At 36.8% G+C, this 26,987-nt stretch carries 25 protein-coding genes and 2 pseudogenes; 22 read left to right on the forward strand and 5 right to left on the reverse strand.

Features of this window, described 5'->3' with window-relative positions; genetic code table 11:
- Positions 1 to 34 precede the first annotated feature (34 nt).
- Positions 35 to 802: a nucleoside phosphorylase gene (locus tag GPZ88_RS06830; protein ID WP_074563217.1), complete on the reverse strand. Its 768-nt coding sequence runs from the start codon at positions 800 to 802 to the stop codon at positions 35 to 37.
- Between the two features lie 247 nt (positions 803 to 1,049).
- On the opposite strand from GPZ88_RS06830, the gene GPZ88_RS06835 reads away from it, so the two are divergent.
- The 5 genes from GPZ88_RS06835 (at position 1,050) to GPZ88_RS06855 (ending at position 6,502) form a co-directional block, all read left to right on the forward strand.
- Positions 1,050 to 1,304 carry a DUF1912 family protein gene (locus GPZ88_RS06835; RefSeq protein WP_004230643.1) on the forward strand — a complete coding sequence of 85 codons (255 nt, stop codon included), beginning with the start codon at positions 1,050 to 1,052 and terminating at the stop codon, positions 1,302 to 1,304.
- Between the two features lies 1 nt (position 1,305).
- Positions 1,306 to 1,623, forward strand: a complete 318-nt coding sequence (locus tag GPZ88_RS06840; protein ID WP_074559400.1) for a helix-hairpin-helix domain-containing protein — start codon at positions 1,306 to 1,308, stop codon at positions 1,621 to 1,623.
- Positions 1,624 to 1,873: 250 nt separating this feature from the next.
- Positions 1,874 to 2,452: a GNAT family N-acetyltransferase gene (locus GPZ88_RS06845; RefSeq protein WP_166043790.1), complete on the forward strand. Its 579-nt coding sequence runs from the start codon at positions 1,874 to 1,876 to the stop codon at positions 2,450 to 2,452.
- A gap of 59 nt (positions 2,453 to 2,511) precedes the next feature.
- Complete coding sequence (locus GPZ88_RS06850; protein ID WP_074629816.1) at positions 2,512 to 5,163, forward strand: valine--tRNA ligase; 2,652 nt, start codon at positions 2,512 to 2,514, stop codon at positions 5,161 to 5,163.
- A gap of 103 nt (positions 5,164 to 5,266) precedes the next feature.
- Complete coding sequence (locus GPZ88_RS06855) at positions 5,267 to 6,502, forward strand: DNA cytosine methyltransferase (RefSeq protein WP_166043792.1); 1,236 nt, start codon at positions 5,267 to 5,269, stop codon at positions 6,500 to 6,502.
- Positions 6,503 to 6,534: 32 nt separating this feature from the next.
- On the opposite strand, the gene GPZ88_RS06860 is transcribed toward GPZ88_RS06855, so the two are convergent.
- Positions 6,535 to 8,322 (reverse strand): ATP-binding protein, encoded by a 1,788-nt coding sequence (locus GPZ88_RS06860; protein ID WP_166043794.1) that lies wholly within the window; start codon positions 8,320 to 8,322, stop codon positions 6,535 to 6,537.
- A gap of 109 nt (positions 8,323 to 8,431) precedes the next feature.
- Between GPZ88_RS06860 and GPZ88_RS06865 the strand changes: the two are divergent.
- A pseudogene (locus GPZ88_RS06865) lies at positions 8,432 to 8,875 on the forward strand (MmcQ/YjbR family DNA-binding protein); the annotation flags it as partial.
- A 2-nt stretch (positions 8,876 to 8,877) separates the two neighbouring features.
- Positions 8,878 to 9,027 (forward strand): annotated as a pseudogene (locus tag GPZ88_RS06870) (hypothetical protein); the annotation flags it as partial.
- A 175-nt stretch (positions 9,028 to 9,202) separates the two neighbouring features.
- Here the strand turns inward: GPZ88_RS06870 and GPZ88_RS06875 are convergent.
- A complete protein-coding gene (locus GPZ88_RS06875) occupies positions 9,203 to 9,409 on the reverse strand; it encodes a helix-turn-helix transcriptional regulator (RefSeq protein WP_166043796.1) in 207 nt (68 codons plus the stop codon).
- 3 nt (positions 9,410 to 9,412) lie between these two features.
- A complete protein-coding gene (locus GPZ88_RS06880) occupies positions 9,413 to 9,718 on the reverse strand; it encodes a DUF6442 family protein (protein ID WP_074481823.1) in 306 nt (101 codons plus the stop codon).
- A 158-nt stretch (positions 9,719 to 9,876) separates the two neighbouring features.
- Between GPZ88_RS06880 and GPZ88_RS06885 the strand changes: the two genes are divergently transcribed.
- From GPZ88_RS06885 to asnA, 5 genes are all read left to right on the forward strand, one after another.
- Positions 9,877 to 10,440: a TetR/AcrR family transcriptional regulator gene (locus GPZ88_RS06885; protein WP_166043798.1), complete on the forward strand. Its 564-nt coding sequence runs from the start codon at positions 9,877 to 9,879 to the stop codon at positions 10,438 to 10,440.
- 111 nt (positions 10,441 to 10,551) lie between these two features.
- Complete coding sequence (locus GPZ88_RS06890; RefSeq protein ID WP_166043800.1) at positions 10,552 to 12,330, forward strand: oleate hydratase; 1,779 nt, start codon at positions 10,552 to 10,554, stop codon at positions 12,328 to 12,330.
- 72 nt (positions 12,331 to 12,402) lie between these two features.
- Positions 12,403 to 13,488 (forward strand): MmcQ/YjbR family DNA-binding protein, encoded by a 1,086-nt coding sequence (locus GPZ88_RS06895; RefSeq protein WP_166043802.1) that lies wholly within the window; start codon positions 12,403 to 12,405, stop codon positions 13,486 to 13,488.
- A 101-nt stretch (positions 13,489 to 13,589) separates the two neighbouring features.
- Positions 13,590 to 14,798 carry an MFS transporter gene (locus GPZ88_RS06900; RefSeq protein WP_166043804.1) on the forward strand — a complete coding sequence of 403 codons (1,209 nt, stop codon included), beginning with the start codon at positions 13,590 to 13,592 and terminating at the stop codon, positions 14,796 to 14,798.
- Between the two features lie 343 nt (positions 14,799 to 15,141).
- Positions 15,142 to 16,134 (forward strand): aspartate--ammonia ligase, encoded by a 993-nt coding sequence (asnA, locus tag GPZ88_RS06905; protein WP_074563225.1) that lies wholly within the window; start codon positions 15,142 to 15,144, stop codon positions 16,132 to 16,134.
- Between the two features lie 102 nt (positions 16,135 to 16,236).
- On the opposite strand, the gene GPZ88_RS06910 is transcribed toward asnA, so the two are convergent.
- Positions 16,237 to 17,088 carry a hypothetical protein gene (locus GPZ88_RS06910; RefSeq protein ID WP_166043805.1) on the reverse strand — a complete coding sequence of 284 codons (852 nt, stop codon included), beginning with the start codon at positions 17,086 to 17,088 and terminating at the stop codon, positions 16,237 to 16,239.
- 132 nt (positions 17,089 to 17,220) lie between these two features.
- Here GPZ88_RS06910 and rsmD point away from each other — a divergent pair, with 132 nt between their 5' ends.
- The 10 genes from rsmD (at position 17,221) to GPZ88_RS06960 (ending at position 26,985) form a co-directional block, all read left to right on the forward strand.
- Positions 17,221 to 17,760, forward strand: a complete 540-nt coding sequence (gene rsmD / locus GPZ88_RS06915; RefSeq protein ID WP_039697336.1) for a 16S rRNA (guanine(966)-N(2))-methyltransferase RsmD — start codon at positions 17,221 to 17,223, stop codon at positions 17,758 to 17,760.
- Between the two features lie 31 nt (positions 17,761 to 17,791).
- Positions 17,792 to 18,271, forward strand: a complete 480-nt coding sequence (gene coaD / locus GPZ88_RS06920; RefSeq protein WP_166043807.1) for a pantetheine-phosphate adenylyltransferase — start codon at positions 17,792 to 17,794, stop codon at positions 18,269 to 18,271.
- Entirely contained in the window at positions 18,268 to 19,353 is a 1,086-nt protein-coding gene (locus GPZ88_RS06925) for a SepM family pheromone-processing serine protease (protein ID WP_074563228.1), read from the forward strand. Before coaD ends, GPZ88_RS06925 begins: the two co-directional genes overlap by 4 nt.
- 130 nt (positions 19,354 to 19,483) lie before the next feature.
- On the forward strand, positions 19,484 to 19,732 hold the full coding sequence (locus tag GPZ88_RS06930; RefSeq protein WP_074601322.1) for a DUF3923 family protein: 249 nt from the start codon (positions 19,484 to 19,486) through the stop codon (positions 19,730 to 19,732).
- A gap of 102 nt (positions 19,733 to 19,834) precedes the next feature.
- A complete protein-coding gene (locus tag GPZ88_RS06935; RefSeq protein WP_166043809.1) occupies positions 19,835 to 21,163 on the forward strand; it encodes a bifunctional metallophosphatase/5'-nucleotidase in 1,329 nt (442 codons plus the stop codon).
- A gap of 29 nt (positions 21,164 to 21,192) precedes the next feature.
- Complete coding sequence (locus GPZ88_RS06940) at positions 21,193 to 21,753, forward strand: YutD family protein (RefSeq protein WP_166043811.1); 561 nt, start codon at positions 21,193 to 21,195, stop codon at positions 21,751 to 21,753.
- A 20-nt stretch (positions 21,754 to 21,773) separates the two neighbouring features.
- On the forward strand, positions 21,774 to 22,874 hold the full coding sequence (rlmN, locus tag GPZ88_RS06945) for a dual-specificity RNA methyltransferase RlmN (protein WP_039697319.1): 1,101 nt from the start codon (positions 21,774 to 21,776) through the stop codon (positions 22,872 to 22,874).
- Between the two features lie 9 nt (positions 22,875 to 22,883).
- On the forward strand, positions 22,884 to 23,390 hold the full coding sequence (locus GPZ88_RS06950) for a VanZ family protein (RefSeq protein ID WP_158913284.1): 507 nt from the start codon (positions 22,884 to 22,886) through the stop codon (positions 23,388 to 23,390).
- A 114-nt stretch (positions 23,391 to 23,504) separates the two neighbouring features.
- Complete coding sequence (locus GPZ88_RS06955) at positions 23,505 to 25,250, forward strand: ABC transporter ATP-binding protein (protein WP_166043813.1); 1,746 nt, start codon at positions 23,505 to 23,507, stop codon at positions 25,248 to 25,250.
- On the forward strand, positions 25,240 to 26,985 hold the full coding sequence (locus GPZ88_RS06960; protein WP_158913288.1) for an ABC transporter ATP-binding protein: 1,746 nt from the start codon (positions 25,240 to 25,242) through the stop codon (positions 26,983 to 26,985). The genes GPZ88_RS06955 and GPZ88_RS06960 overlap by 11 nt, the downstream gene beginning before the upstream one ends.
- The last annotated feature ends 2 nt before the right edge of the window (positions 26,986 to 26,987 follow it).

The following is a 26,987-nucleotide window of genomic DNA, read 5'->3' on the forward strand; positions in this document are numbered from 1 at the left end:
GGGTGCAGTTCAAAAAAGCTGAGAGTTTTTGAGCTTATTTGAAGACTTGGGTGGCAAAGTGTAAGGCGATACTAGCGATGCGGTCTTTTCTTTCAAGGTCAGCGTCATTTGCAAGGGTACGTGGGTCCCATTTTTCGCTGTCAAGATTGTCGGCGGAATAGAAAAACTGAAAATGATTAATCTGTCTAAATTTAGCTAGCGCGGCAATAGCAGAGCATTCCATGTCAACAGCGATAGCACCTTGTGCCTTTCTAGCTAGCATTTTGCTTTGTGTTTCACGGTAAATGCCATCTGTAGACCAGACTTTTCCTTCAGTATAAGAGATGCTTTGATGACTAAGAAAGTTTTTAAAGCGTTCACGATAAGTTGGATTAAGAGCAATTTCATTAGTAGCAGGGGCATAGTGATAGCTTGTCCCTTCGTCGCGAATAGCAGAGCTTGGAATAATAATCGAGGTTTCTTTAATGCTATTATCAAGGACGCCACAAGTTCCAAAGACAAGGAGATTTTCTGCTCCCATGGCAATGATATCTTCTAAGACGGCAACGCAGCTACTTGCCCCGACGTAGGAGTTAAAAAAGCCGATTTTTTCTCCATGAAAGTCAAGCTCATAAATTGGAATTTCGAGATTAGCCACACTTGTTTTAGCGATCTGACGGTGAGGGACTTCGGCTAAAATTCTAGCAAAGGTTGCTCTTGCAAAGCAGGTTACGACTGTTTTTGGAAATTGAGGAAGACTTGCCACGATGTCACTGGGATTGATGATGGCTCTTTTTTCTGGGTCAAATTGCGATAGAATCATATTGCATCTCCTTTATAAAGTGTGTCGAAATATTTTTAATATTCTACTTTAAATAGTAGAAAAAGACAAGTTTATGTGAGAAAAAAGCTGAGGGACTCTTTTTTAGCTCTATCTGAGCTTATTTTCAGAAAAATTTCTAAAAAAGGAAGGGGATTCATGGAAATCATGTTACAAATCCTTTACAAGGCTCTCATTTTTTCAAGGTTTGTGTTATAATATGACCTAGGAAATCAGACGAGAGGTATTTATGACTTACGAACAAGAATTTTTAAAAGAATTTGAAGCTTGGGTTGATTCACAAATTACAGTTAATGAGATGGCAATGGAAGCCAGCCGTAAGATTGTGGAAGAAGATAAGGATGAACGTGCTGCTGATGCTTACATCCGTTACGAAAGCAAACTTGATGCTTACCGTTATATCCAAGGCAAATTTGCTAATTATAAAGCCGGCAAAGGTTTCCACGAATTACCAGATAATCTTTTAGGGGAGAGAAATTACTAAAATGGCAAAGAAAAAGAATCGAAAAAAAGAGTACTTATTGAAATTAAAACGTGCAGGTATCATCAAAACAGCTGCAACTTCAACTGTTAAAGCTGCTGCTAACGTTGTTTCAAAAGCAACTCTTAGTTTGGAAGAATTTTCAGCGATTTCTGCCGTAGAAGGCATCCGACCAAAACTTGTTGAAACACTTTACAATGAAGGAATTAAATCAGTATCTGATTTCCAAAATTACACAGAAAAAGAAGTTTTGGCCTTTAAAGGAATTGGTCCAGCAACAGTTAACAAACTTAAAGAAAATGGCGTAGCTTTCAAAGCCTAAACCATTTGCGTTAGCTGACCAAATCTGTTAAAATAAAAACATTCAGAGGTGTCTTGAAGACCATTTGTTACAGAAAGCGGTGGCGCTGAGAAATCCGCACAAATGTCAGGACTAGTTGCTGAGTGTTGTAACTGAATATCAAAGTTGCGAGTGCTAGTCACTCGAATGTGGGTGGTACCGCGGATTTATAAAAGTTCGTCCCTGTCGAAAGACAGGGGCGATTTTTTTATCCTAGAGTGGAGGAATTGCCATGATTAAGATACTAGGTCAGATAAACGACAATAAACTTCCTGAGGTAGAGACAGAACGTCTTTACTTGCGTCAGCGTTTAGTATCAGACGCTAAAGATATTTTTGATTATGCCAGCTTGCCAGAAGTGACTTGGCCAGCCGGTTTTCCGCCTGTTAAGAATGTGGCAGAAGAGGAAAATTACCTAGAGAATATTATGCCTAAACGTTGGAGTGAACAGAAGATTCCAGCTGGTTACGGTATTTGTCCCAGAGGTTCTAATAGAGTTATCGGCTCGGTTGATTTCAATCATCGTCATGCTGATGATGTCTTTGAAATGGGCTACTTACTCCACCCAGATTATTGGGGTCAAGGTATTATGCCAGAAGCTGCGCGTGCGCTTTTAGAAGTTGGTTTTAATCTGGTAGGCCTCCATAAAATCGAAATTGAATGTTATAGTTACAACAAAGCTAGCCAGCGTGTAGCTGAAAAACTTGGCTTTACTCTTGAATCAAAAATCCGTGATCGTAAGGATGCACAAGGAAAACGTTGTGATTTACTGCGTTACGGATTGTTAAAAAGTGAGTGGGAGAAGTTATAAGCAACACCTGATAAATTGAATTGATTAACTTATTGAAAAAATTGTAGAAAGGACACATTATGTCAAAAGAACTTTCACCAAAATATAACCCAGCTGAAGTTGAAGCTGGTCGTTATCAAAAATGGTTAGATGAAGATGTTTTCAAGCCTTCTGGCGATAAGAAAGCACATCCGTATTCTATCGTTATTCCACCACCAAACGTAACAGGTAAACTTCACCTTGGTCACGCTTGGGATACAACTTTGCAAGATATTATTATCCGTCAAAAACGTATGCAAGGTTTTGATACTCTATGGCTTCCAGGTATGGACCACGCTGGTATCGCAACACAAGCAAAAGTTGAAGCACGTCTTGCTGAAGATGGTATTTCACGTTACGACCTTGGTCGTGAAAAATTCCTTGATAAAGTTTGGGAATGGAAAGATGAATACGCATCAACAATCAAACAACAATGGGGTAAAATGGGTATCTCTGTAGATTACTCACGTGAACGTTTCACCCTTGACGAAGGTTTGTCAAAAGCAGTTCGTAAAGTCTTTGTTCAACTTTACAAAAAAGGTTGGATTTACCGTGGTGAATTTATCATCAACTGGGATCCAAAAGCTCGTACAGCTCTTTCTGATATCGAAGTTATCCACAAAGATGTCGAAGGTGCATTCTACCACATGAACTACATGTTGGAAGATGGTTCACGTAGCCTTGAAGTGGCAACAACTCGTCCTGAAACAATGTTTGGTGACGTTGCCGTTGCGGTTAACCCAAATGATGACCGTTACAAAGATTTGATTGGTAAAAATGTTATCCTTCCAATCGTTAACAAAGCTATTCCAATCGTTGGTGACGAACACGCTGACCCAGAATTCGGTACTGGTGTGGTTAAAATCACTCCTGCACATGACCCTAACGACTTCCTAGTTGGTCAACGTCACAATTTGCCACAAATCAACGTTATGAACGACGATGGTACAATGAACGAACTTGCTGGTGAATTCGCTGGTATGGATCGTTTTGAAGCACGTAAAGCTGTCGTTAAAAAATTGGAAGAAATCGGTGCGCTTGTTGAAATCGAAAAAATGGTTCACAGCGTTGGTCACTCAGAACGTACTGGTGTGCCAGTTGAACCTCGTTTGTCAACACAATGGTTCGTTAAAATGGATCAATTGGCTAAAAATGCCATTGCTAACCAAGACACTGATGACGAAGTGAAATTCTACCCACCACGTTTCAACGATACTTTCCTTCAATGGATGGAAAATGTTCACGACTGGGTTATTTCTCGTCAATTATGGTGGGGTCACCAAATCCCAGCATGGTATAATGCTGAAGGTGAAATGTACGTCGGTGAAGAAGCTCCAGAAGGTGACGGATGGACTCAAGACGAAGACGTTCTTGATACTTGGTTTAGTTCAGCACTATGGCCATTCTCAACAATGGGTTGGCCCGACACAGAAGCAGAAGACTTCAAACGTTACTTCCCAACATCTACATTGGTAACTGGTTACGATATCATCTTCTTCTGGGTATCACGTATGATTTTCCAATCATTGGAATTCACAGGACGTCGTCCATTTGAAAACGTGCTTATCCACGGTCTTATCCGTGACGAACAAGGACGTAAAATGTCTAAATCACTTGGTAACGGTATTGACCCAATGGACGTTATCGAAAAATATGGTGCTGATGCCCTTCGTTGGTTCTTGTCAAACGGTTCTGCACCAGGTCAAGACGTTCGTTTCTCTTACGAAAAAATGGACGCTGCTTGGAACTTCATTAACAAAATTTGGAACATCTCTCGTTACATCTTGATGAATAATGAAGACCTTACACTTGAACAAGCTAGCGCTAATGTTGAAAAAGTTGCTGCTGGTACAGCTGGTAACGTTACTGACCGTTGGATTCTCCACAACTTGAACGAAACAATCGCTAAAGTTACTGAAAACTTTGATAAATTTGAATTTGGTGTAGCTGGTCACATCCTTTACAACTTCATCTGGGATGAATTTGCTGACTGGTACGTTGAATTGACTAAAGAAGTACTTTACAGCGATAATGAAGATGAAAAAGTTATCACTCGCTCAGTTCTTCTTTACACACTTGATAAAATCCTTCGCTTGCTTCACCCAATCATGCCATTCGTAACTGAAGAAATCTTTGAACAAATTTCTGAAGGTTCAATCGTAACAGCTGAATACCCAACTGTTAATCCAGCATTTGAAAATGAAGCTGCGCACAAAGGTGTTGAAAGTCTTAAAGACCTTATCCGTGCCGTTCGTAACGCACGTAGCGAAGTGAACGTTGCACCAAGCAAACCAATCACACTTCTTGTTAAGACAAGCGACAAAGAATTGGAAGACTTCTTTAACAGCAATGTGAACTACATCAAACGTTTCACAAATCCTGAAAAACTAGAAATTTCTTCTGATATCGAAGCTCCAGAATTGGCAATGTCTAGCGTTATCACAGGTGCTGAAATCTTCTTGCCACTTGCTGACCTTCTTAACGTTGAAGAAGAATTGGCACGTCTTGACAAAGAACTTGCTAAATGGCAAAAAGAATTGGACATGGTTGCTCGCAAGCTTGGTAACGAAAAATTCGTCGCTAACGCTAAACCAGAAGTTGTCCAAAAAGAACGTGACAAACAAGTTGACTACCAAGCCAAATACGACGCAACAGTCGCTCGTATCGAAGATATGAAAAAATTGGTGAAATAAACCTGAAAAGTACGGTTAATAGCCGTGCTTTTTTATATATAAATTTTGACCCACCACTTGACAAAATTGGGTGAAAATTGCTATCCTGGTATAAGGTGAAAATATGATGAATATAATTGATTTATTTAGTGGAGCTGGGGGATTGACCGAAGGCTTTAGAAATTCAAATTTTAATATATTAGGGCATGTTGAAAAAGATACTTCTGCTTCAAAAACATTAATGTTGAGAGAGGCTTACCATTACTTAAAGAGTCAAAAGAAACTTTTACTATATAAAAGTTTTATGAATAGAGAAATCTCCTTAGAGGAATTATTTTTAAAAGTTCCCAAAGAAGTATTGGATAAAACTATCAATTTGGAGATAAATGATCAGAATTTGAGTAATATTTTTAACTATTTTGATAATTTTTTAGGAAATGTAGATGGTATTATCGGTGGACCTCCCTGTCAAGCTTATTCTACGATTGGTAGGGCGAGAAATGCAGGTAAGAAAGATTCAGATGGAAGAATTTATTTATATAAGTATTATATTAAATTTTTAAAGAGATATAATCCTAAATTTTTTGTTTTTGAGAATGTAAAAGGATTATTGAGTTTTAAAGATTCAACTGGTGAGAAATTACTCCCAAAGATGGAAATGGAATTTTTAGAAGCAGGTTATAGTATAGAGTATAAAATCTTAAATACTAAAGATTTTGGTGTACCTCAGTCAAGAGAGAGGTTAATTATTTTTGGTGTTCAAAAAAAATATAAAGGAGCTACAAATAATTTTTTTGAACAGCTTGAAGAGTTAGTTGAACCTGAAGTTAGTGTCCGAAGTGCTTTTAAAGATTTACCTTTTTTAACGTCTGGAGAAGAAAATAATTTTTATTTACCAATTAGTAATGAGTATATAGTGAAGTACTTTAGACAGGATGATAATCTTCCGCTAACTCAAAATATTTCTAGGAAGAATAATAGTAATGACTTGAAAATTTATCACTTAGTTGCAAAAGCAAAGAGTAGAGGTAAGAATCTCAAGTATGATGAACTAGATACAACTTTACAAACTCACCGACACACAGATAAATTCTTGGATAGATTCAAGGCACTTTCTTGGGATTCCCCTTCTCATACTATAGTTGCACATATAGCAAAGGATGGTCATCATTATATACATCCTGATATAAAGCAAAATCGTTCGATTACTGTTAGAGAAGCTGCACGCTTGCAAGGGTTCCCTGATAACTACTATTTTTTAGATTCACGGACAAGTGCATTTACACAAATAGGTAATGCTGTACCACCTATATTTAGCAGAAAAATAGCAGAAGCTATTGTAAACTTAGGAGATTTCTAACTAAAAATGGTCAACAATCTAGTTGACCATTTTTAGTTATTCATATCATCAAATGCATACATAAGTTGAGGGGAAACACAATTCCAAATTATTTTTAATGTATCAAATTGAGGAAAATTTTCTGCATCATGCATTAATAAATCTAGGTGTTTATTAACTTTATTATTTTCAAATTCATCAATTAAGCTACTCACTCTACGATTAGTAATTTTACCATGTTTTGATAATAGTTGTACCATTATCTTGTATTTAATTGCGAAAGCAAGAGTATCAATTTCGCTTTCGTTTTTGGGAAGTTTACAATTATAATTTTTTTCTTTAATTATGTCAGTAGCCTCTTGAAAATTTTTTCTAAGGTATATTGTTGTGGTGCTTTCAATCATTGCTCGTAGTAATAAACCTTGAGTTAGTATGAAACGATTAACTTCTTTTTCTTCAGCAGCCTCTATCATTTCTTCTCGTAACATTTGTATCTTAGTGCCAACATAACTAGGAACATTGAAGTTCTTAGGAATCAATTCTTTGTAGACACTATGATCTTTTTTATAGGATTGGGTTGACTTCGTTACAGTGTCAAGAATTTTTTGTTTGTCGGAATCAGAGATAGTAATATTGTCATCTTCTAATTTTTTACTGATATTATTTATGACTTTAGAATCTTCAACTGAAAGGTTTGTTTGTAGAATAATGTGATTTCTTTTGATGGTATTTTCAGCTTTAACGTCTCTAGCTTTTTTACGTTTTTGCTTCCATTCACGTTGAATAATACCAATCAACTTGTTGAGATTACTTTTGATATTTAATAATTCTTCATCGGCTTCCCAGCGAATAGATTGTCTATCTGTTGAAATAAAGTCTTTAAAATTATCATCATCTAAGTAGTCTATATTGAAATATCCAACAGCATATGTATAGAAATAGTCGTTTGATCGATTATCAAACTGCGTAGTAGATTGTTCGCTAGCCAGTTTTCCCCTCGATAAAACCGAAAAACCTTGTTTATTAGCTGCTAAAGGAGTTTTCTTGGTAAAGACAACCCCTGTAATACCATAATTTTTTAGTACTTGGATAACATTTCTTGATTGATTACTTTCTATATTTGTAAAATCTTCAGGAAAATTAAAAGTAAATTCAGTTTCCTCTTTTTTAGGTTGAATACTTTTTATAAATGCTTTTTCATCTAGTTCAAAAGTAGTTCCATCGTTAGATGTTAGAGTGACTAAAAAATTTTCACGAGAATATTTATTAAAACGCTTTGAGAGACTATCATATAGGGTATCCAATCTTGTTATGCTTTTTAATGTTATATCTTTAATTGTTATTTTAGTACCATTCTTTTCTGAAGTATCAAAATTATATAGAAGAGTTTTTGGGTGATATGTAGCTTCAGAAGAATTTTGAATTTTTTTATAGTTTAACTCGAAAGAATTTCGCTTACCATTCTGTATGCTATCGATTATAATTGTATCAGCAATACCAAATAAGGCTAATTTTCCTAATCCTTTTTTTCCAGTTACTTTTCTTCCTAATTTTGAGAGTCCATATTCTTTTGTTTCTTTATTTTCAACATCCGACAATCTTCTATTGCGGGCAATGGTTAGGAAATTTTCGTTTAATTCTTTTGCAGACATACCATTACCATCATCAGATACGACAATAATCTTTTTTTTATAGTCGATTGAAATTTGAACATTATGACTATCAGCATCCCAAGAATTACTAATCAGTTCGGCAATTGCTTGTGGAAGCTGTTTATATAGACCAATACCAAGATGTTGGATAGTTGCTGCATGATAATTCAATGAAAATTCTTCTGACATATAACACTCCTAGATTTTATGTTAAACTTAGTATATCATAAATATTTTACAGAATTACAGTCGATCCATGTTTTTTATATATTATTGTAAAATTGCAAAAGGAGTCCCTATGTCATTTGAATCAGATATTTTTAGAAAGAAGCGTGTGGTGTTTGAGTGCTTGGTGGTGTTTGGATTTGAGAAAAATCAGGCTGGTTATGACTACGCGGAGCTGATTTTGAATGGCGATTTTGAGGTGCGAGTTCATGTTTCACTGGATGGTCAGGTGTCAGCAAGGGTGATTGATACCGATTTAAATGAAGAGTATCTTGCTCTTCATGTGGCTGGTTCGAGTGGCAGTTTTATTGGGAAGGTTCGTGAAGCTTATCAAGAGGTTCTTGAAAGAGTGGCTGAAGCTTGCTTTGAAGCTCTGCCATTTCTCAATCCACAAACCAATCGTCTCGCACACTACTTGCAAGCGACATATGGCGACATGTATGACCATCCTTTTGAAAAATATCCTGAGTTTTCGTCTTACCGTTACTCGAAGAATCATAAGTGGTATGCGTTGATATGATAGTCGCACGCAAACTTGGCAACGAAAAGTTCGTCGCTAACGCTAAACCAGAAGTTGTCCAAAAAGAACGTGACAAACAAGTTGACTACCAAGCTAAATACGACGCAACAGTCGCTCGTATCGAAGATATGAAAAAATTGGTGAAATAAGTTTAAGGTTTCTGCAAGGATTCGTTAAGATTGCCTTAAGTGAGGAAATCTATACTATAAACAATCCTAGTTAACTTTCTTTTTCACAGATAACTACAAACAACCTAAATCCACAATAGTTATCAAAAATAGCCCCACTTCAAAAAATGAAGTGGGGTTTTTGGTATGTTAACCATTAAAAGTAAAACAGGTCTTCGAATTTTTTATCTAGAGCGATGCATAAAAGTAGAGCTAATTTGGCTGTTGGACTAAATTGTCTCGTTTCAATTGAGCTTATGGTATTTCTAGAAACCCCAACTAGTTTTGCAAGAGCTGCTTGTGATAAATGTTGTTCTAATCGAGCCTGTTTAAGATTGTTTTTTAATTCAAGTTTATTAGTCATTTGTTAATATCCTATAAAGAAATAAATTGTAGAAATCAGTGCAATAATAAACATAACAATCGCAAAAAATAAATCTTGTTTATCCTTTAGTTTAGCATAACGATAAGCTAATGTTGTACCGACGGAAGCAGAAACTGTAGCTGTTAAATCAGCTATAGGAAATCCATGAAGAGATTTAAAGAAGCTAAACAGGCCAGCCACAATAACCATAACCAGATATGACCACGTCATTGATTTATCTTTGATATGTAACTCCATTTCATCTCTTTTTTCGCTTTGAGCCATTTTTAAAATATCTTCCTTATTCATAAGTGAGTCCTCCTGCCAAGTTTTGTTGTCATAATAATTATAAAATTGCCAAGAAAACTTGTCAAATGATAACTAGTTTGTGAATTGACTATTGCTTATTTTAAAAGTGAATTTTTCTTTTGTAGTATAATAAAGGAAAAAGGGATAAGAGGGGTATTATGACTCAGGTTACCAAACGGGCTTTAGAAGATTCTTTGAAGCATTTGTTGTTAAAAAAGCCACTCACTAAGATTACTATTAAAGATATCGCAGAGGATTGTGGGATTAATCGCATGACTTTTTATTATCATTTCAAGGATATTTATGATTTGGTGGAGTGGTCTTGTGTTGAGGATGCTCAAAAAGCTTTGGGCGAGAATAGGCACTATGATAGCTGGGAAAATGGGCTTCTTGATATTTTTAAGGCAGTTAAAGAGAATAAGCCATTTATTATGAATGTCTATCATTCTGTTAGTCGAGAACAAATTGAATGTTACCTTTATCAGTTAACTTATCAATTAATGCTTGATGTTGTTGAAGAAAAAGCTGTCGGGTTAATGGTAAGTGATAAGCAAAAAGAATTTATTGCTGATTTTTACAAGTATGCTTTGGTTGGATTAATGTTAGATTGGATAAAAAATGATATGAAAGAAAAGCCAGAAGATATCGTTGAACGGCTAGCTATTCTGGTTCATGGCAATATTGTGTCAGCTTTAAATCACTATCATCAAAAAAATAATTAATCAAAAGACTTTAAATGATAAAAAATTTATCATTTGGTCTTTTTTGTTTATTGAAGTAAAATCTTTGAATTATCTATAATGAAGGTAACAAAAAAGATGGAGGTTCTCGATATGTATTATTCAAGTGGTAATTATGAAGCATTTGCCCGTCCGTTGAAGCCAGAAGGTGTCGATCACAAATCAGCCTATATTGTAGGTGCTGGTTTGGCAGCTTTGTCTGCAGCATGCTTTTTAGTGAGAGATGCTCAAATGCCTGGTAAAAATATCCATATTCTTGAAAAAGAGCCCATTTCTGGTGGTGCTTGTGATGGTTACCAATATAGTGACATTGGTTATGTCATGCGTGGTGGTCGTGAAATGGATAATCACTTCGAGTGTATGTGGGAATTATTCCGTTCGATTCCTTCAATTGAGACAGAAGGTGTTAGTGTCTTAGATGAATTTTATTGGTTAAACAAAGCAGATCCAAATTATTCTCTTTGTCGAGCGACTGAAAAGCAAGGTCAAGATGCTCATACGGATAAAAAATTTGGATTGTCTGATAAAGCAGCTCTTGAAATTATGAAACTTTATTTTACGCCAGATGAAGAATTGTATAACAGAAGAATTGATGAATTCTTTGATGATGAAGTGTTTGGATCAAATTTTTGGCTATACTGGCGAACAATGTTTGCTTTTGAAAATTGGCATTCAGCCTTAGAAATGAAACGTTACCTTAAACGCTATATTAACCATATTAGTGGTTTACCAGATTTTACTGCTTTGCGTTTCACACGCTATAATCAATACGAATCAATGATTTTGCCAATGGTAAAATACCTAGAATCATTTGGAGTTGTTTTCCATTACAACACAAAGGTGATTAACGTCGAATTTGATTGTCAAAAGGATAAAAAAGTTGCTAAACGGCTTGATATTCTTTCTGATGCTGAAAAAAGTAGTATTGATTTGACTGAAAATGATTTTGTGTTTATCACAAATGGTGGTTGTGTTGAAAATTCAAGTTATGGTAGTCAAGATAAGCCAGCTTGCTTTAATAAAGACATCAAAGAAGGAAATGGCTGGGATATGTGGCGAAAAATTGCGGATCAAGATGAGTCATTTGGTCATCCGGATAAGTTTTGTTCGTCACCTGAAAAATCAAATTGGATGAGCGCGACCGTGACTACCTTGGATGATAAGATTCCAACATTTATTCAAAAAATCTGTAAACGTGATCCGTTTTCTGGCAACATTGTGACTGGGGGGATTGTTTCGGTAAAAGATTCAAATTGGCTTTTGAGTTGGACTGTTAACCGACAACCACAATTTAGAAATCAACCTAAAAATGAGTTAACTGTCTGGGTTTATGCGCTTTTTACTGATAGGGAAGGAAATTATATTAAAAAGCCAATGCGTGATTGTACAGGACAAGAGATTTGTGCAGAGTGGCTCTATCATTTAGGAGTTCCAGTTGAGGACATTGACAAGTTAGCTGCAAATAGTGCAAAGACCGTTCCATGTATGATGCCTTACATTACAGCTTTCTTTATGCCACGCGAAAAAGGTGATCGTCCTGATGTTGTTCCAGATGGCGCTATTAATTTTGCTTTCTTAGGTCAATTTGCTGAGACAGAACGCGATACTATTTTTACGACAGAGTATTCTATCCGAACTGCCATGGAAGCCGTTTATACTTTGTTTAATGTTGATCGAGCAGTCCCAGAAGTTTGGGCAAGTACTTATGATATTCGTGATCTTTTACATGCGACAGTTGCTCTAAGGGATGGAAAACCAATTACTGAGATGAACTTAAATTTTGTTGAAAAATTTATCTTAAAACAATTCTTACGAAAAGTTGAAGGAACAGACATTGAAAAACTTTTACGAGATTATCACTTGATTAAATAATGAAAAGAAAGGGCTGGAAAATGTTATTCCAGTCTTTTTTTGCTATACTTATGCTAAATGAAAGGAGCTTCTATGTCAGTTGAGTCGGATTTTTTTGCTAAGAAGCGGGTGGTCTTTGAGCGCTTGGTGGCGTTTGGATTTGAGAAATCTGAGGCTGGTTATGACTATACGAAGTTGATTTTGAATGGTGATTTTGAGGTTCAGCTTCATATTTCAGCAGACGGTCAGGTCAGTGGCAAAGTGATGGACACAGACCTAGGAGAAGAGTATTTGGCGCTTCATGTGCCAGCAGCGAGTGGGAATTTTGTCGGACAAGTCAGAGAAGCTTATCAAGAGGTTCTTGAAAGAGTGGCTGAGGCTTGCTTTGAAGCTCTGCCATTTGCTAGTGACCAAATGAATCGTCTTGCAAATCACCTAAAGGCAACTTATGGCGATGATTTTGACCATCCTTTTGAAAAATATCCTGAGTTCTCTTCTTTTCGCTATCCTAAAAATCAGAAGTGGTATGGTCTTGTGATGACGCTTGCGCGTGGCAAATTAGACCTTGGTGAGGAGCAGTGGTCGCAAGAAGCGCTGGATGACAAAGTTGAAATAATCAATATTAAGGTTGAACAAGCTAAGTTGCCTGAATTGATTGAAATCACGGGCGTTTATCCGTCTTACCACATGAATAAGAAGTCTTGGGTGAGTGTGGTTTTAGATGAGACAGTTCCTGATGAGCTCCTTTTTTCTTTGGTGGATAATAGCAGAGCTTTGGTAGCTGGAAAGGCCTTGGGGAGCAGTAGTGGTCCAGATTATTGGTTAATTCCAGCCAACCCCAAGTATTATGATATTGATGCTGAATTTGCAGCAAAGAAGGTTATTTTATGGACACAAAAAGCAAGCATTAAAAAAGGTGATTTTGTGGCGATTTACATGACAGCACCGACTAAGGCAGTGCGGTATTTTTGCCAAGTCTTAGAAGCTGATTTGCCAAATGATGCTTATCGAGATGATACTTCTATTAAGAAACTAATGAAAATTGAATTGCTTTATACTTTCTCAGATGAGCAAGTGACTTTTGAAACGTTAAAAAGTTATGGCGTCAAAGCCGTTCGTGGTCCACGTCGTATGACAAAAGAATTAATTGAAAAAATCGATTCACTCAGGAAAGAATAAAGTAACCGTGCTAGTAGGTGCGGTTTTTTGAAAATAAAATTGAAAGAATATTGCAAAAATAGTTTTTGAAGAGTATACTATCTAACAATCGGGAGGTGCTTATGAGGAAAATCGAACGAAAAAATACAGGTCTTTTAGTAACGAGCAGTACGATTTCAAAGATAGGTGATACTTTATTTGATTATGTGAATAATTCGTTTTTAGCGAGTATGAACGTGAAATCAATGATGTTGGTGGGAATTTACCAGGCACTTGAAAATATCATTGGAGCCCTGTTTAATTTATTTGGCGGAGTGATTGCGGACCGTTTCAGACGAAAGAAAATTATCATTTTAAGTGATTTTTTGAGTGGCTTAATTTGTCTGTGCTTGTCTCTTATTTCCAAGCAAACTTGGCTCATCTATGCGGTCATTTTAACCAATGCTTTACTAGCATTTTTGTCAGCATTTTCGACACCAGCCTACAATGCCTTTACCAAAGAAATCGTCGAAAAGGACAATATTACTCGAGTGAATTCTTACCTTCAAACGCTTGCGACTCTGGTTAAAATCATTGTCCCGATGCTTGCTTTAGGAATTTACCACATGATTGGTATCCGAGGAGCCTTGAGTCTTGATGGGTTGTCCTTTTTATTATCAGCTTTGATTGTTGCTTTTGTTCAACCTATTTTAGAAGAGACAAGTAAGAATGATGATTTTTCAGCCAAGGTCATTATCGATGATTTGGTTAGTGGCTTTAAGTATGTTATCAGTAATCGCCAGATTTATCTTCTGATTGCTCTTTCTGCTGGGGTTAACTTTTTTATGGCTGGTTACAGTCTTTTACTGCCTTATAGTAATCAAATGTTCCCAAAAATCACTGGAAATAGTTATGCTATGTTTTTAACAGCTGAGGCGATTGGTGGAGTGATTGGAGCGGTTATTAGCGGAAAAATTAGATACAAATTATCGACTGGTCAATTAATGGCACTTTTGTCTATTTTTGGAGGATTTGTTGCCTTAGCTCCCGTTCTTTATTTTTTGAAACCGAGTATTTTTCTTTTGGCACTGTCGCCAGTTGGTTCTGGAATTTTTATGACCTTGTTTAACATTCATTCTTTTTCGCTTGTTCAAAGAGAAGTAGCAAGTGAGTATCTGGGGCGAGTGCTGGGAATCGTTTTTACCGTTGCTATTTTATTTATGCCACTTGGAACAGCTCTTTTCACGCTGATTTTCACACCAAGTAATCCATTTAATTTCTTCTATATTGGTTGTTCGGTTATTATTTTGAGTTTTATCTTTTTAAAATTGTTACAAGGGTCAAAAGAGTGATATTTGATAACTGTCGCTATTTAAACACTATTTTGACAACGGTTTAATTATTAGAAAAAAGTTGAGCTATTTTTGTTTGATGGTTCAATTTTTTTAATACTATAAAGTGAAATTTTCTTCTAAAAAATGCTTATAAATAGCCGATTTTCCATCCTTTGTTAGGTTATCTAACATAAAATTCAAAAATATTGCGAAAATTTGCAAAAAAGTGTTTATTTTTTAAAAACATAGGTGTATAATAGCTCTATCGTTGTAAAGCGATCACGAAATACAAAATATACCTCACTATCGTTCATTATCATTTTGGTATTTCAAATTTAAAAAAATTTTTAAGGAGGAGCATATGAAGAAAAGCTTTATTCATCAACAGCAGGAGATTTCTTTTGTCAAGAATACTTTTACTCAATATTTGATTGATAAACTTGGCATCGTTGAAGTGCAAGGACCTATTCTTAGCCAGGTCGGGGATGGTATGCAAGATAATTTGAACGGCGTTGAACATCCTGTATCTGTGCACGTTAAACGTATTCCTGATGCTGAATATGAAGTTGTTCATTCACTTGCTAAGTGGAAACGTCATACCTTAGCACGTTTCGGCTTCAATGAAGGAGAAGGGCTTTTCGTACACATGAAAGCTCTCCGTCCAGATGAAGAAGAATTAGACCCAATCCACTCAATTTATGTCGACCAATGGGATTGGGAAAAAGTTATTCCAAATGGTCGTCGCAACATCGAATACTTGAAAGAAACTGTTGAACAAGTTTACAAAGCTATTCGTTTGACAGAACTAGCAGTAGAAGCACGTTTTGATATTGAAGCTGTTTTACCTAAGAAAATTACTTTCATTCACACAGAAGAATTGGTAGAACGTTATCCAGATTTGACACCAAAAGAACGTGAAAATGCTGCTGCTAAAGAATTCGGTGCGATTTTCCTTATTGGTATTGGTGGTATTTTGCCAGATGGTCAACGCCACGATGGTCGTGCACCTGACTACGATGACTGGACTTCTGAATCTGAAAATGGATACCATGGTCTTAACGGTGATATTATTGTTTGGAACGAAGTGCTTGGCTCAGCTTTTGAATTGTCATCAATGGGTATTCGTGTTGACGAAGAAGCTCTTAAACGCCAAGTCAAAATTACTGGTGACGAAGATCGTTTGCAACTAGAATGGCACAAAGCTCTTCTTAACGGTCTCTTCCCACTTACAATCGGTGGTGGTATCGGTCAATCACGTATGGCAATGTTCTTGCTTCGTAAAAAACACATTGGTGAAGTACAATCAAGTGTTTGGCCAAAAGATGTTCGTGATACTTACGAAAACATTCTTTAATAGAAGAAACTTAATTTAAGGACTAAAAAAGGTCGGCTGGCACTCCAGTCGACCTTTTTGAATATAAAAACTGAGATGATATTTATCTCAGTTAATCATTTTTTACCATGGCAAGCCAGCAGCTGCAATTTCTGCTTTTGAAGCGTATTGTCCATTTGGGCGGTGCCATCTACCGCGATAATCTCTTTTATATCCACCAGCAGCTTGTTGTTGTTGTTGCGCTTGTTGAGCGGCAGCAGCAGCTTGTTCCTGTGCTTGACGAGCAGCTTCAGCGGCAGCTTGCTCTTGTGCTTGACGTGCAGCTTCAGCTTCTTGAGCTTTTTTTGCCTCTTCGGCTTGTTTTGCTGCCTCAGCTTCTTTGGCATCGATAGCTGAAACGACAGCATTGATACGGTTATTAAAGGCTTCCTTTTTAGCTGAATCAGATACCGCGTTTACTTTATTTTTAGCGTCATCGACGTTTTCACGTTTTTGGTCGCTTTCGAGTTTTTTAACAGCTGTTTCAGCCGCATTGATAACTTCTTGTTGTTTTTTAGCTTCGATGGCTGTTTTTACAGTTGCAATGCGTTTTTGAAGCTTTTCTTTAACCTTGCTATCTGTGACAGCATTCACTTTATTAGTTGCAGCATCGAGGTTAGCTTGAGTTTGATCATTTTCAAGCTTTGTGACAGCAGCTAGGGCTTCATCTTCGATAGCTTTGACTTTTTGGTATTCTTTTTTACCAATTTCAATGTATTTGGCGTTTTCTTCTTTGAAATCGCTGAGTTCGTTTTGACTATCAATTAAGTCTGATTTGGTATCGTCAATTTCTCGGCTGAGTTGTTCAATCTTAGTTTCAGCTTGGGAAAGTTCATGATCTTTACTTCCTTGAGCAGAGAAGCTACCAATCAATAAGACTGACAAGACAGTAAGGGCAATATTTTTCTTGTCTTTAAAGATTTTTTTAAAATCCATCATAACTCCTTTACCCTAAAAAACTTTGATAATTAAAATTATCCTATTCATCATATCAAATCTTATTTTTAGTGTAAACCTTATCAATAATTTTTTAAGGCATTTTAGGTTAATTTTGTTATAATGGTTCTTATGAGAGTTGTAGCAGGAAAATTTGGTGGGCGTCCCTTGAAGACGCTCGATGGAAAAATTACTCGTCCGACAACTGATAAGGTTAAGGGCGCTATTTTTAATATGATTGGCCCATTCTTTGATGGTGGGCGTGTTTTGGATTTGTTTTCTGGTAGCGGTAGTCTTGCTATTGAAGCTATCTCACGTGGGATGGATGAAGCGGTCATGGTTGAACGCAACCGTAAGGCGCAAGCTATTATCACAGAAAATATCAAAATGACGAAATCTGAACAGCAATTTCATTTGATGAAGATGGATGCTAATAAAGCGCTCGGCATGGTCAAAGGACCATTTGATTTGGTTTTGTTGGACCCGCCTTATGCGAAAGAGGAAATCGTTAAAAATATCACTGACATGGAAGAAGCTGGGCTTTTGTCTGAAGATGTGATGATTGTATGTGAAACAGATAAAGCTGTGGATTTGCCAGAAGAGATTTCAAGCTTTGGCATTTGGAAACAAAAAACATACGGAATTAGTAAGGTGACGGTTTACATTAGATAGTAAATGTCATGATATCCTTGATGGAGGCAATATGACAAAAATTGGTTTGGTGACGGGATCTTTTGACCCTGTGACAAATGGACATCTTGATATTATAGCGCGTGCGAGTCGACTATTTGATACGCTTTATGTAGGGATTTTATATAATAGAAATAAATCTGGTCTGTTTACGATTGCTGAGAGAAAACAGATGCTAGAAGAGGCAGTAGAACCTTATTCAAATGTTAGCGTAGTGACAGCACATGATTCTTTGGCTGTTGATGTGGCAAGAGAATTAAAGGCTGGTTATTTGGTCAGAGGAATTCGAGATGCTAAAGATTTGGAATATGAAGGGAGTATGGATTTCTTCAATCATCATCTAGCTAGTGATATTGAGAGTGTTTATTTACTCACCTCTCCAGAATGGCATTATGTGTCGTCTAGTCGTGTGCGTGAATTGATACATTTTCAGGCTGATATTTCAGCATTTGTCCCAGAGAGTGTTGTGAAAAAAAGTGGAGGAAAAATATGACAATCTTAAACGCATTTAAAGGGATTTTGAAAAAGTTAGGTCGTATTTTATACCGCTTTAAATGGTGGATACTAGGAGTAGTGGGAACTGTATTTCTCATCTTTAGTTTATTTTATCCCCTCGACTATTATGTTGAAATGCCTGGGGGTGCTTATGATGTTCGTAGTGTTTTAACCGTTAATAACAAAACAGATAAAGACGAAGGTTCCTATAACTTTGTAGCGGTGACAGTGAGCCAAGCGACGCTTGCTCAGCTGGTTTATGCTTGGTTAACACCGCATACGGAGATTTCAACGGCTGCCGCAACAACAGGTGGCTACAGTAATGAAGATTACATGCGTATTAATCAATACTACATGGAAACTTCACAAAATACAGCGACCTACCAAGCTTTAACCCTAGCAGGAAAAGACGTTAAGCTTGATTATCAGGGTGTCTATGTCCTAAATGTAACCAAAAATTCAACCTTTAAAGGACTTTTACATCTAGCTGATACGGTTACTGGTGTAAATGGTAAAACGTTCAAGAGTTCACAAGAATTGATGGCTTATGTAGCAGACTTGGATCTTGGCTCTAAAGTCACTGTTCAAGAAATTTCAAACGGTAAAACCAAAGAGGTTTCTGGTAAAATCATTGAATTGCCAAATGGTAAAAATGGTATCGGTATTGGTCTGGTCGATCATACCAAGGTGTCATCTGATGTCGATGTGACTTTTGATACCAGTGGTGTTGGTGGACCTAGTGCAGGCTTGATGTTTACCCTTGATATTTATGATCAAGTTAATAACGAAGATCTTCGTAAAGGTCGTAAAATTGCTGGTACTGGTACCATTGAATCAGATGGTTCTGTTGGTGATATCGGCGGAGCAGGCTTAAAAGTTGTCTCAGCTGCCAAATCTGGTGCAGATATTTTCTTTGTTCCAAATAATCCAGTCGATAAAGAAACATTGAAAAAAGATCCTGATGCTAAGACAAATTACGAAGAAGCCAAAGAAGCTGCTAAAGACCTTGATACAGACATGAAAATTGTCCCTGTCAAGAATGTCCAAGAAGCGATTGATTACCTAAGAAGTACAAATTAATACAAGAAGCATCTCTTTTAGACTAGCTAAAAGAGGTGTTTTTTGATGCATCAGTTAACTTTTTCTTAAGCTTTATTGTTTACAATGGTTTAAAATGAAGAGGTGGAATACTAATAGATTGGAGGAGTGTATGACAAACTGGCAGAAACGTTTGGTGATTGGCTTTAATATTGCAGCCCTGTTTATCTTTTTAGATGTTAGTTTGTTAATTTTTATTAGATCTGTAAATGGTCATGGTATTTATCAGACCTTAGGTATGAAGTGGCTGACTTTCTCAGCTTGGGTACTTTGTTATGCTTCCTTATGGATGGTCCAAGGAATTGCTTATATGTTTGTTAAACGTCTCTCCTTGGCAAAAGAACAGCGAAATAGTCGCTGAGTATTGAAAAGCTAGATTTTTTATCTAGCTTTTTTGGTTGATAATCGATTTGTAAAACCACTGAAATATCACTATTGGGGTGGAAAATGCTATAATATTGCTATGACAGAAAAGCTAACGATTTTACATCTGAATGATTGGCATTCTCATTTTGAAAATTATCCAAAAATCAAACGTTTTTTTCAAGAATATCCTGAGACAAATGAAGTTATTCGCCTTGATATTGGTGATAATATTGACCGCTGGCATCCAATGACGGATATTAGTAAAGGAAAATGTAATGTTCAATTTTTAAACGAGCTTAAGATTGACTTTGCGACCATTGGTAATAATGAAGGAATTGGTCTGGCAAAACATTGGTTAAATGAGGTTTATCAAGAGGCTGACTTTGATGTTATTTTAGGAAACTTAGAAGACGATAATGGTCGCCCCGACTGGGCAGTACCTTATAAAATTTATGAGACCAAAGCAGGAACTAAAATTGCTTTTTTAGCCTATACTTTTCCTTATTATTTGACTTATAAACCAGGTGGTTGGACAGTTCTTGATCCCTTAGAGTGTTTAAAAAGAGATCTTGCAATCAAGGAAGTACAAGAAGCTGATTTTAGGATATTGCTTAGTCACCTAGGACTTCCTTGGGATGAGAAGATTACTGCAAAATGCCCAGAGATAGATCTTATTATAGGAGCACATACGCACCATGTCTTTGAAGATGGGGCATGCCTTAATGGCACTTACATGGCAGCTGCAGGAAAATACGGTCAGTTTGTCGGTGAAATTAATCTCAGCTTTGATAATCATGAAATGACTGATATCACAATCCACGCTCATGAAACTAGTCATATGGCAAGTAAACCAGGAGATAAAGAATGGATTGAAAAAATTGTTTCAGATGGTCGCAAGCTTTTAGGTGAAGAAGAAATCAAACAATTTGATGAAGACTTGACTTTAGAGTCTTCTTGTCAGCTAGTGATGGATGCTATGAAAGACTATGCCAAAGCAGATATTGCCATGATAAATTCTGGCTTGGTTGTAGAGCCTTTTACTAAGGACATTACTAAAGATACTTTGCACCATTCGCTTCCGCATCAAATGCGACTAGCAAGGTTAGAAGTAAGTACCGATGAGTTAGCCGAAATCTGTCAAGATGTTTATTCGCAAGCAGAATTGTTAGCAAGACAACAAATCCGTGGCATGGGATTTCGCGGTAAAGAATTTGGGACCGTTTTAACGAGTGGCTTTGCTTACAAAAACGGAAAAATAGTGTATAATGAAAAGGTTACGAATGAAAAGGAGACTGTCAATCTAGTCTTGGTTGATCAATATTATTTTGCTCGTTATTTTGAAAGCATTAAATCACATCAAGCTGAGCTGCTTTTTCCTGAATTGCTTCGAGAACTGGTAGAAGACTACCTCAGACATAAAGAATAAGTTTTACGATGGATGAAGAGAGGAGACCGATGAGAAAAGATATCTCTCCTGAAATGTACAATTACAATAAATTTCCTGGTCCACAATTCGTGGCATTTTCTGATCGTGTCAAAAGCGATGATATCGAGTTGTTGATTTTAGCCAATGAAAAAGATGCTTTTAACGCAACTGTGTTTAGTCAACGATTTTCAGAGATTTTGCTTAAATATGACTACATCGTCGGAGATTGGGGAAATGAACAGCTACGTCTAAAAGGTTTTTACAAAGATGACCGCGACGTTAAAAAGGCTAATCGTATTTCACGTTTAGATGATTACCTTAAAGAATATTGTAACTTTGGCTGTGCTTATTTTGTTCTTGAAAATAAAGAGCCACGTGCTGTGAAGTCTGAAGAAGAAAAACAATCGAGACGCCATAAATCACAAAAACGTTCATCTGGTAAGAAAAAAGCTGACCATTCAGGAAATCAACATTTTACCAGCCAAAAACGTAAAGAAAGCAAAGGACGCAGTGAGCGTCACCAAAAACGTGAACAACAAAAAGAAATTCAGTCGGCAAAACAATTTGTCATTCGCCGCAAAGAGAAATAGGAAGGAAATAAATTTACAGAATGCAAACAGAAACTAAGGACATGAAGCCCTCTATTTACGGTTTAACACGTGATGAACTCATCGAATGGGCAATCGAACACGGTGAAAAGAAATTCCGTGCAACACAAATTTGGGATTGGCTTTACCGTAAACGTGTCCAATCTTTTGAAGAAATGACAAACATTTCAAAAGATTTTATCGCTATTTTAAATGAAAATTTCTGCGTTAACCCATTGAAACAACGTGTCGTCCAAGAAGCATCAGATGGTACCGTCAAATACTTGTTTGAATTGCCTGATGGGATGTTGATTGAAACAGTTTTGATGCGTCAACACTATGGTTTGTCTGTCTGTGTGACATCACAAGTCGGTTGTAACATGGGTTGCTCATTCTGTGCCAGCGGTTTGATTAAAAAACAACGTGATTTGACAAGTGGTGAAATCACTTCACAAATCATGATGGTACAAAAATACTTTGATGAACGTGGTCAAGATGAGCGCGTGAGTCACGTCGTTGTTATGGGGATTGGTGAACCATTTGATAACTACGACAACGTGCTTCGCTTTGTTCGTACGATTAACAATGACAATGGTCTTGCTATCGGTGCACGTCACATCACAATTTCAACATCAGGTTTGGCACACAAAATCCGTGAATTTGCTCATGAAAGCTTGCAAGTTAACTTGGCTGTTTCACTTCACGCGCCAAACAATGAATTGCGTTCACAAATCATGCGTGTTAACCGTTCATTCCCACTTGAAAAACTCTTTGCTGCGATTGAATACTACGTTGAAACAACTAATCGTCGTGTGACGTTTGAGTATATCATGTTAAATGATGTTAATGACTCACCAGAAAATGCACAAGAATTGGCTGATTTGACGAAAAAAATCCGCAAATTGTCTTACATCAACTTGATTCCATATAACCCAGTTTCTGAACACGACCAATACCGTCGTTCAAGTAAAGAACATGTTGCAGCCTTTTACGATGTTCTTAAGAAAAATGGTGTTAACTGTGTCGTTCGTCAAGAACACGGAACTGATATTGATGCAGCATGTGGTCAGTTGCGTTCAAATACAATGAAACGTGACCGCCAAAAAGCTGCTAAAGCAAAATAAGAAGGTAAAATGAGAAAGCTATTTGATGAAGAACTTGAGTTGACAAGCTTAGGGCGTAAGGTGGCAATAACTTTGGTGGGGATTTACATCCTTGCCCTTTGCTTCTTGTGTTTTAGTCCGCAACCATTTAAAATCGATGGGGTTGAGACACCCAATATCATTTATTATGGACGCTTACGTTTGCTTTTGGTGCCGTTTAACAGTTTGATTGGTATTGGTCAGCTTGATAGTGCCTTTGAAGCATTTTGGGTCTTTGCACAAAATGTCACAAATATGTTTCTTGTTTTTCCATTGATGTTTGGCTTGATTTGGCTATTTCCAAAACTACGTCATTGGAAGAGAGCTTGGCTATTTGCTTTTGGAGTGAGTCTAGTGATTGAAACGACTCAATTGCTTGTAGATTTACTCTATAATGCTAATCGGGTCTTTGAAATTGATGATCTTTGGACTAATTCATTAGGTGGCTTACTAGCTTTGGGGCTTTACACAGTTATTTACAAAAAATATCACAAGTAGTTATTTATAGGTCAGGAAAAACTCCTGACCTTTTTCATATGAGAAGCTTAGGGCAGGAAACTTGACTTAGAGTCTACTCAAGGGTGTATAATATCAGCTAGAAAGCAGGTTTTAATGAAAATTATAAAGGATCTCTGGTGGTTTTTTAGGCTGGAGAAAAAACGGTATATTATTGGAATTCTTGCTCTTATTTTGGTGGCAATTTTAAACCTTGTCCCTCCAAAAGTTATGGGCGGAGTTATTGATCGAGTGACATCTGGTGAGTTAACACAAGGGCAATTGCTGATGAGCTTATTCTTGTTGGTTTTATCAGCTTTTGCTATGTATTTTTTACGTTATATTTGGCGAATGTATATCTTGGGAACGTCGTATCGTCTTGGTCAGATTATGCGTTTTCGCTTATTTGATCATTTTACAAAAATGTCACCTAGTTTTTATCAAAAACATCGTACGGGTGATTTGATGGCGCATGCTACCAATGATATTAATGCGCTGACACGTTTAGCAGGCGCTGGAGTTATGTCAGCAGTAGATGCGACAATTACGGCTTTTGTGACTTTGGTGACAATGGCTTTTAGTATTTCTTGGCAAATGACCTTGGTAGCGGTGATTCCTTTGCCATTTATGGCATATGCAACAAGTCGTTTAGGACGAAAGACTCACCAAGCGTTTGGAAAATCTCAAGCTGCCTTTTCAGAATTAAATAATAAGGTTCAGGAGTCCGTGTCAGGTATCAAAGTAACCAAGTCATTTGGGTATCAAGAAGATGAACTTCAGTCTTTTCAAGAAATCAATGACATGACTTTTGTTAAGAACATGAAAACCATGAAATATGATGTCATGTTTGATCCTTTAGTGCTTTTATTTATCGGGGCAAGTTATGTTTTGTCATTGTTGATGGGAGCTTTTATGGTATCAGCCGGTCAAGTGACGGTTGGTAATTTAGTAACCTTTATCACTTACTTAGATATGCTAGTTTGGCCCTTAATGGCAATTGGTTTTCTTTTTAATATGATTCAACGCGGTTCTGTCTCTTATAATCGTATTAATCGTCTTTTGAAAGAAACATCTGATGTCCAAGAAAGTAATCAGCCTTTGCAGACTATTCAGAATGGTACTTTGGTTTATGATATTGATTCGTTTTATTATGAAAATGAGGAGACGTTATCAGATATTCATTTTGCTCTAGAACAGGGGCAAACGCTGGGATTAGTTGGGCAGACCGGTTCTGGTAAGACTACCTTGATTCGTTTGTTGTTACGTGAATATGATTTGACTGATGGTCGGATTATGCTTGATGGCAACAATATCAAGGATTACAAGTTATCTGATTTACGCCGTTTGATTGGTTATGTCCCACAGGATCAATTTTTATTTGCCACTAGTATTTTAGAAAATATTCGTTTTGGAAATCCCGATGCCTCTTTAGAAAAGGTTGAAGCAGCAACGAAGTTATCTCGAGTTTATGATGACATCGTAGCCATGCCAGATGGGTTTAAGACCTTGATTGGTGAGAAGGGTGTGAGTCTTTCTGGTGGGCAAAAACAAAGGATTGCGATGAGTCGAGCTATGATTTTAAATCCTGAAATTTTGATTTTGGACGATTCTTTGTCAGCAGTAGATGCTAAGACAGAACATGCTATTATTGAGAATCTTAAGCAAACTCGTCAACATAAATCGACAATTATCACAGCACATCGTTTGAGTGCGGTGGTTCATGCTGATTTAATCTTAGTCTTGCAAGATGGGCATATCATTGAACGAGGGCGTCATGAGGATCTTATTAAGCAAGGTGGCTGGTATGCAGATACTTATGAAGCTCAGCAATTAGAAATGGAAGGAGATAGTGATGAAGAATAATGCAAATCAGTGGCGTGTATTTAAGCGCCTCATGAGCTATCTCAAACCTTATAAATTCTTAACCGCCTTAGCTCTAGGTCTTTTACTACTAACAACGGTTGTTAAGAGTCTGATTCCACTGATTGCTTCTTACTTTATTGATCATTTTTTGATGGATATGAATCAGACTGCTATGCTGATTTTAGTTGGTTATTACCTCATGTATGTCTTGCAGACGCTTATCCAGTATTTTGGAAATTTCTTCTTTGCGCGTGTGTCTTATAGCATTGTTAGAGATATTCGAAGAGATGCCTTTGCAAACATGGAAAAACTCGGTATGGCTTACTTTGACAAAACTCCTGCGGGTTCTATTGTCTCTCGTATTACAAATGATACTGAAGCTATTAGTGATATGTTTTCAGGCCTTTTATCAAGCTTTATTTCGGCTATTTTTATCTTTTCAGTAACTCTGTTAACCATGTTGAAATTGAATGCGACATTGACAGCTTGGGTTGTGATTTTCTTACCATTTATCTTTGTTTTGGTTAATCTTTATCGCAAAAAATCGGTAAGTGTGATTGAAAAAACACGTGGATTGTTGTCAGATATTAACAGTAAATTGTCTGAGAGCATCGAAGGGATCCGAATTATTCAATCCTTTAGTCAAGAAGAGCGTTTGAAAGATGAATTTGAAGCTATCAATGAAGAGCATGTGTTTTATGCTAATCGTTCGATGGCATTAGATAGTCTTTTCTTGCGCCCTGCTATGTCACTTCTGAAGTTATTAGCATATGCTATTTTAATGGCATATTTTGGTTTTCGTGGAATGGAAATTGGTATTTCTGCTGGTTTGATGTATGCCTTTATCCAATACGTTAATCGTCTTTTTGATCCTTTGATTGAAGTGACTCAGAATTTTTCAACTTTGCAAACCTCAATGGTTTCAGCTGGACGGGTGTTTGATTTGATTGATGAACAGCAATATGAACCTGAACAAAATGGTGTGTTAGATTTTGTGCAAGATGGCAATATTGAGTTTAAAAATGTGAGTTTTTCTTATGATGGAAAACGCCGGATTTTAGACAATATTTCCTTTAAGGTTAATCAAGGTGAGACGATTGCCTTTGTAGGATCGACTGGATCAGGAAAGTCATCAATTATTAATGTCTTTATGAGGTTTTACGAGTTCCAATCAGGTCAAGTTTTACTGGATGGTAAAGATATTCGTGATTATTCTAAAAAAGCTTTGCATAAAAATGTTGGTTTGGTACTGCAAGAACCATTCTTGTATCATGGTACTGTGAAATCTAATATTAAAATGTATCAGGATATTTCTGAAGATGCTGTTCAAGCTGCCGCAGCCTTTGTGGATGCTGATCAGTTCATTCAAAAATTACCTGATAAATATGAGACAAAAGTGACAGAACGTGGTTCAAGTTTTTCAACAGGTCAACGTCAACTTTTGGCATTTGCAAGAACCGTAGCTAGTCAGCCGAAGATTTTAATTTTGGATGAAGCGACAGCAAACATTGATTCAGAAACGGAAAACACTGTTCAAGAGTCTTTGAAGAAAATGCGTCAAGGCCGTACAACCATTGCCATTGCTCACCGCTTATCAACCATTCAAGATGCTGACTGTATCTATGTCCTAGACAAAGGTAAGATTATTGAGTCAGGAACTCATGATGAATTGCTAAGTTTGAAAGGAACTTACCATCGTATGTATCAACTGCAAGCAGGTATGATGGAAAATTAAAC

Source organism: Streptococcus ruminicola (genome assembly GCF_011387195.1).
Classification (GTDB): domain Bacteria; phylum Bacillota; class Bacilli; order Lactobacillales; family Streptococcaceae; genus Streptococcus; species Streptococcus ruminicola.

What these genes read in the sequence shown, in the direction of transcription:
- GPZ88_RS06830 (WP_074563217.1), bottom strand. Translation starts at nt 802, where the DNA reads ATGATTCTATCGCAATTTGACCCAGAAAAAAGAGCCATCATCAATCCC.
- GPZ88_RS06835 (WP_004230643.1), top strand. Translation starts at nt 1,050, where the DNA reads ATGACTTACGAACAAGAATTTTTAAAAGAATTTGAAGCTTGGGTTGAT.
- GPZ88_RS06840 (WP_074559400.1), top strand. Translation starts at nt 1,306, where the DNA reads ATGGCAAAGAAAAAGAATCGAAAAAAAGAGTACTTATTGAAATTAAAA.
- GPZ88_RS06845 (WP_166043790.1), top strand. Translation starts at nt 1,874, where the DNA reads ATGATTAAGATACTAGGTCAGATAAACGACAATAAACTTCCTGAGGTA.
- GPZ88_RS06850 (WP_074629816.1), top strand. Translation starts at nt 2,512, where the DNA reads ATGTCAAAAGAACTTTCACCAAAATATAACCCAGCTGAAGTTGAAGCT.
- GPZ88_RS06855 (WP_166043792.1), top strand. Translation starts at nt 5,267, where the DNA reads ATGATGAATATAATTGATTTATTTAGTGGAGCTGGGGGATTGACCGAA.
- GPZ88_RS06860 (WP_166043794.1), bottom strand. Translation starts at nt 8,322, where the DNA reads ATGTCAGAAGAATTTTCATTGAATTATCATGCAGCAACTATCCAACAT.
- GPZ88_RS06875 (WP_166043796.1), bottom strand. Translation starts at nt 9,409, where the DNA reads ATGACTAATAAACTTGAATTAAAAAACAATCTTAAACAGGCTCGATTA.
- GPZ88_RS06880 (WP_074481823.1), bottom strand. Translation starts at nt 9,718, where the DNA reads ATGAATAAGGAAGATATTTTAAAAATGGCTCAAAGCGAAAAAAGAGAT.
- GPZ88_RS06885 (WP_166043798.1), top strand. Translation starts at nt 9,877, where the DNA reads ATGACTCAGGTTACCAAACGGGCTTTAGAAGATTCTTTGAAGCATTTG.
- GPZ88_RS06890 (WP_166043800.1), top strand. Translation starts at nt 10,552, where the DNA reads ATGTATTATTCAAGTGGTAATTATGAAGCATTTGCCCGTCCGTTGAAG.
- GPZ88_RS06895 (WP_166043802.1), top strand. Translation starts at nt 12,403, where the DNA reads ATGTCAGTTGAGTCGGATTTTTTTGCTAAGAAGCGGGTGGTCTTTGAG.
- GPZ88_RS06900 (WP_166043804.1), top strand. Translation starts at nt 13,590, where the DNA reads ATGAGGAAAATCGAACGAAAAAATACAGGTCTTTTAGTAACGAGCAGT.
- asnA (WP_074563225.1), top strand. Translation starts at nt 15,142, where the DNA reads ATGAAGAAAAGCTTTATTCATCAACAGCAGGAGATTTCTTTTGTCAAG.
- GPZ88_RS06910 (WP_166043805.1), bottom strand. Translation starts at nt 17,088, where the DNA reads ATGGATTTTAAAAAAATCTTTAAAGACAAGAAAAATATTGCCCTTACT.
- rsmD (WP_039697336.1), top strand. Translation starts at nt 17,221, where the DNA reads ATGAGAGTTGTAGCAGGAAAATTTGGTGGGCGTCCCTTGAAGACGCTC.
- coaD (WP_166043807.1), top strand. Translation starts at nt 17,792, where the DNA reads ATGACAAAAATTGGTTTGGTGACGGGATCTTTTGACCCTGTGACAAAT.
- GPZ88_RS06925 (WP_074563228.1), top strand. Translation starts at nt 18,268, where the DNA reads ATGACAATCTTAAACGCATTTAAAGGGATTTTGAAAAAGTTAGGTCGT.
- GPZ88_RS06930 (WP_074601322.1), top strand. Translation starts at nt 19,484, where the DNA reads ATGACAAACTGGCAGAAACGTTTGGTGATTGGCTTTAATATTGCAGCC.
- GPZ88_RS06935 (WP_166043809.1), top strand. Translation starts at nt 19,835, where the DNA reads ATGACAGAAAAGCTAACGATTTTACATCTGAATGATTGGCATTCTCAT.
- GPZ88_RS06940 (WP_166043811.1), top strand. Translation starts at nt 21,193, where the DNA reads ATGAGAAAAGATATCTCTCCTGAAATGTACAATTACAATAAATTTCCT.
- rlmN (WP_039697319.1), top strand. Translation starts at nt 21,774, where the DNA reads ATGCAAACAGAAACTAAGGACATGAAGCCCTCTATTTACGGTTTAACA.
- GPZ88_RS06950 (WP_158913284.1), top strand. Translation starts at nt 22,884, where the DNA reads ATGAGAAAGCTATTTGATGAAGAACTTGAGTTGACAAGCTTAGGGCGT.
- GPZ88_RS06955 (WP_166043813.1), top strand. Translation starts at nt 23,505, where the DNA reads ATGAAAATTATAAAGGATCTCTGGTGGTTTTTTAGGCTGGAGAAAAAA.
- GPZ88_RS06960 (WP_158913288.1), top strand. Translation starts at nt 25,240, where the DNA reads ATGAAGAATAATGCAAATCAGTGGCGTGTATTTAAGCGCCTCATGAGC.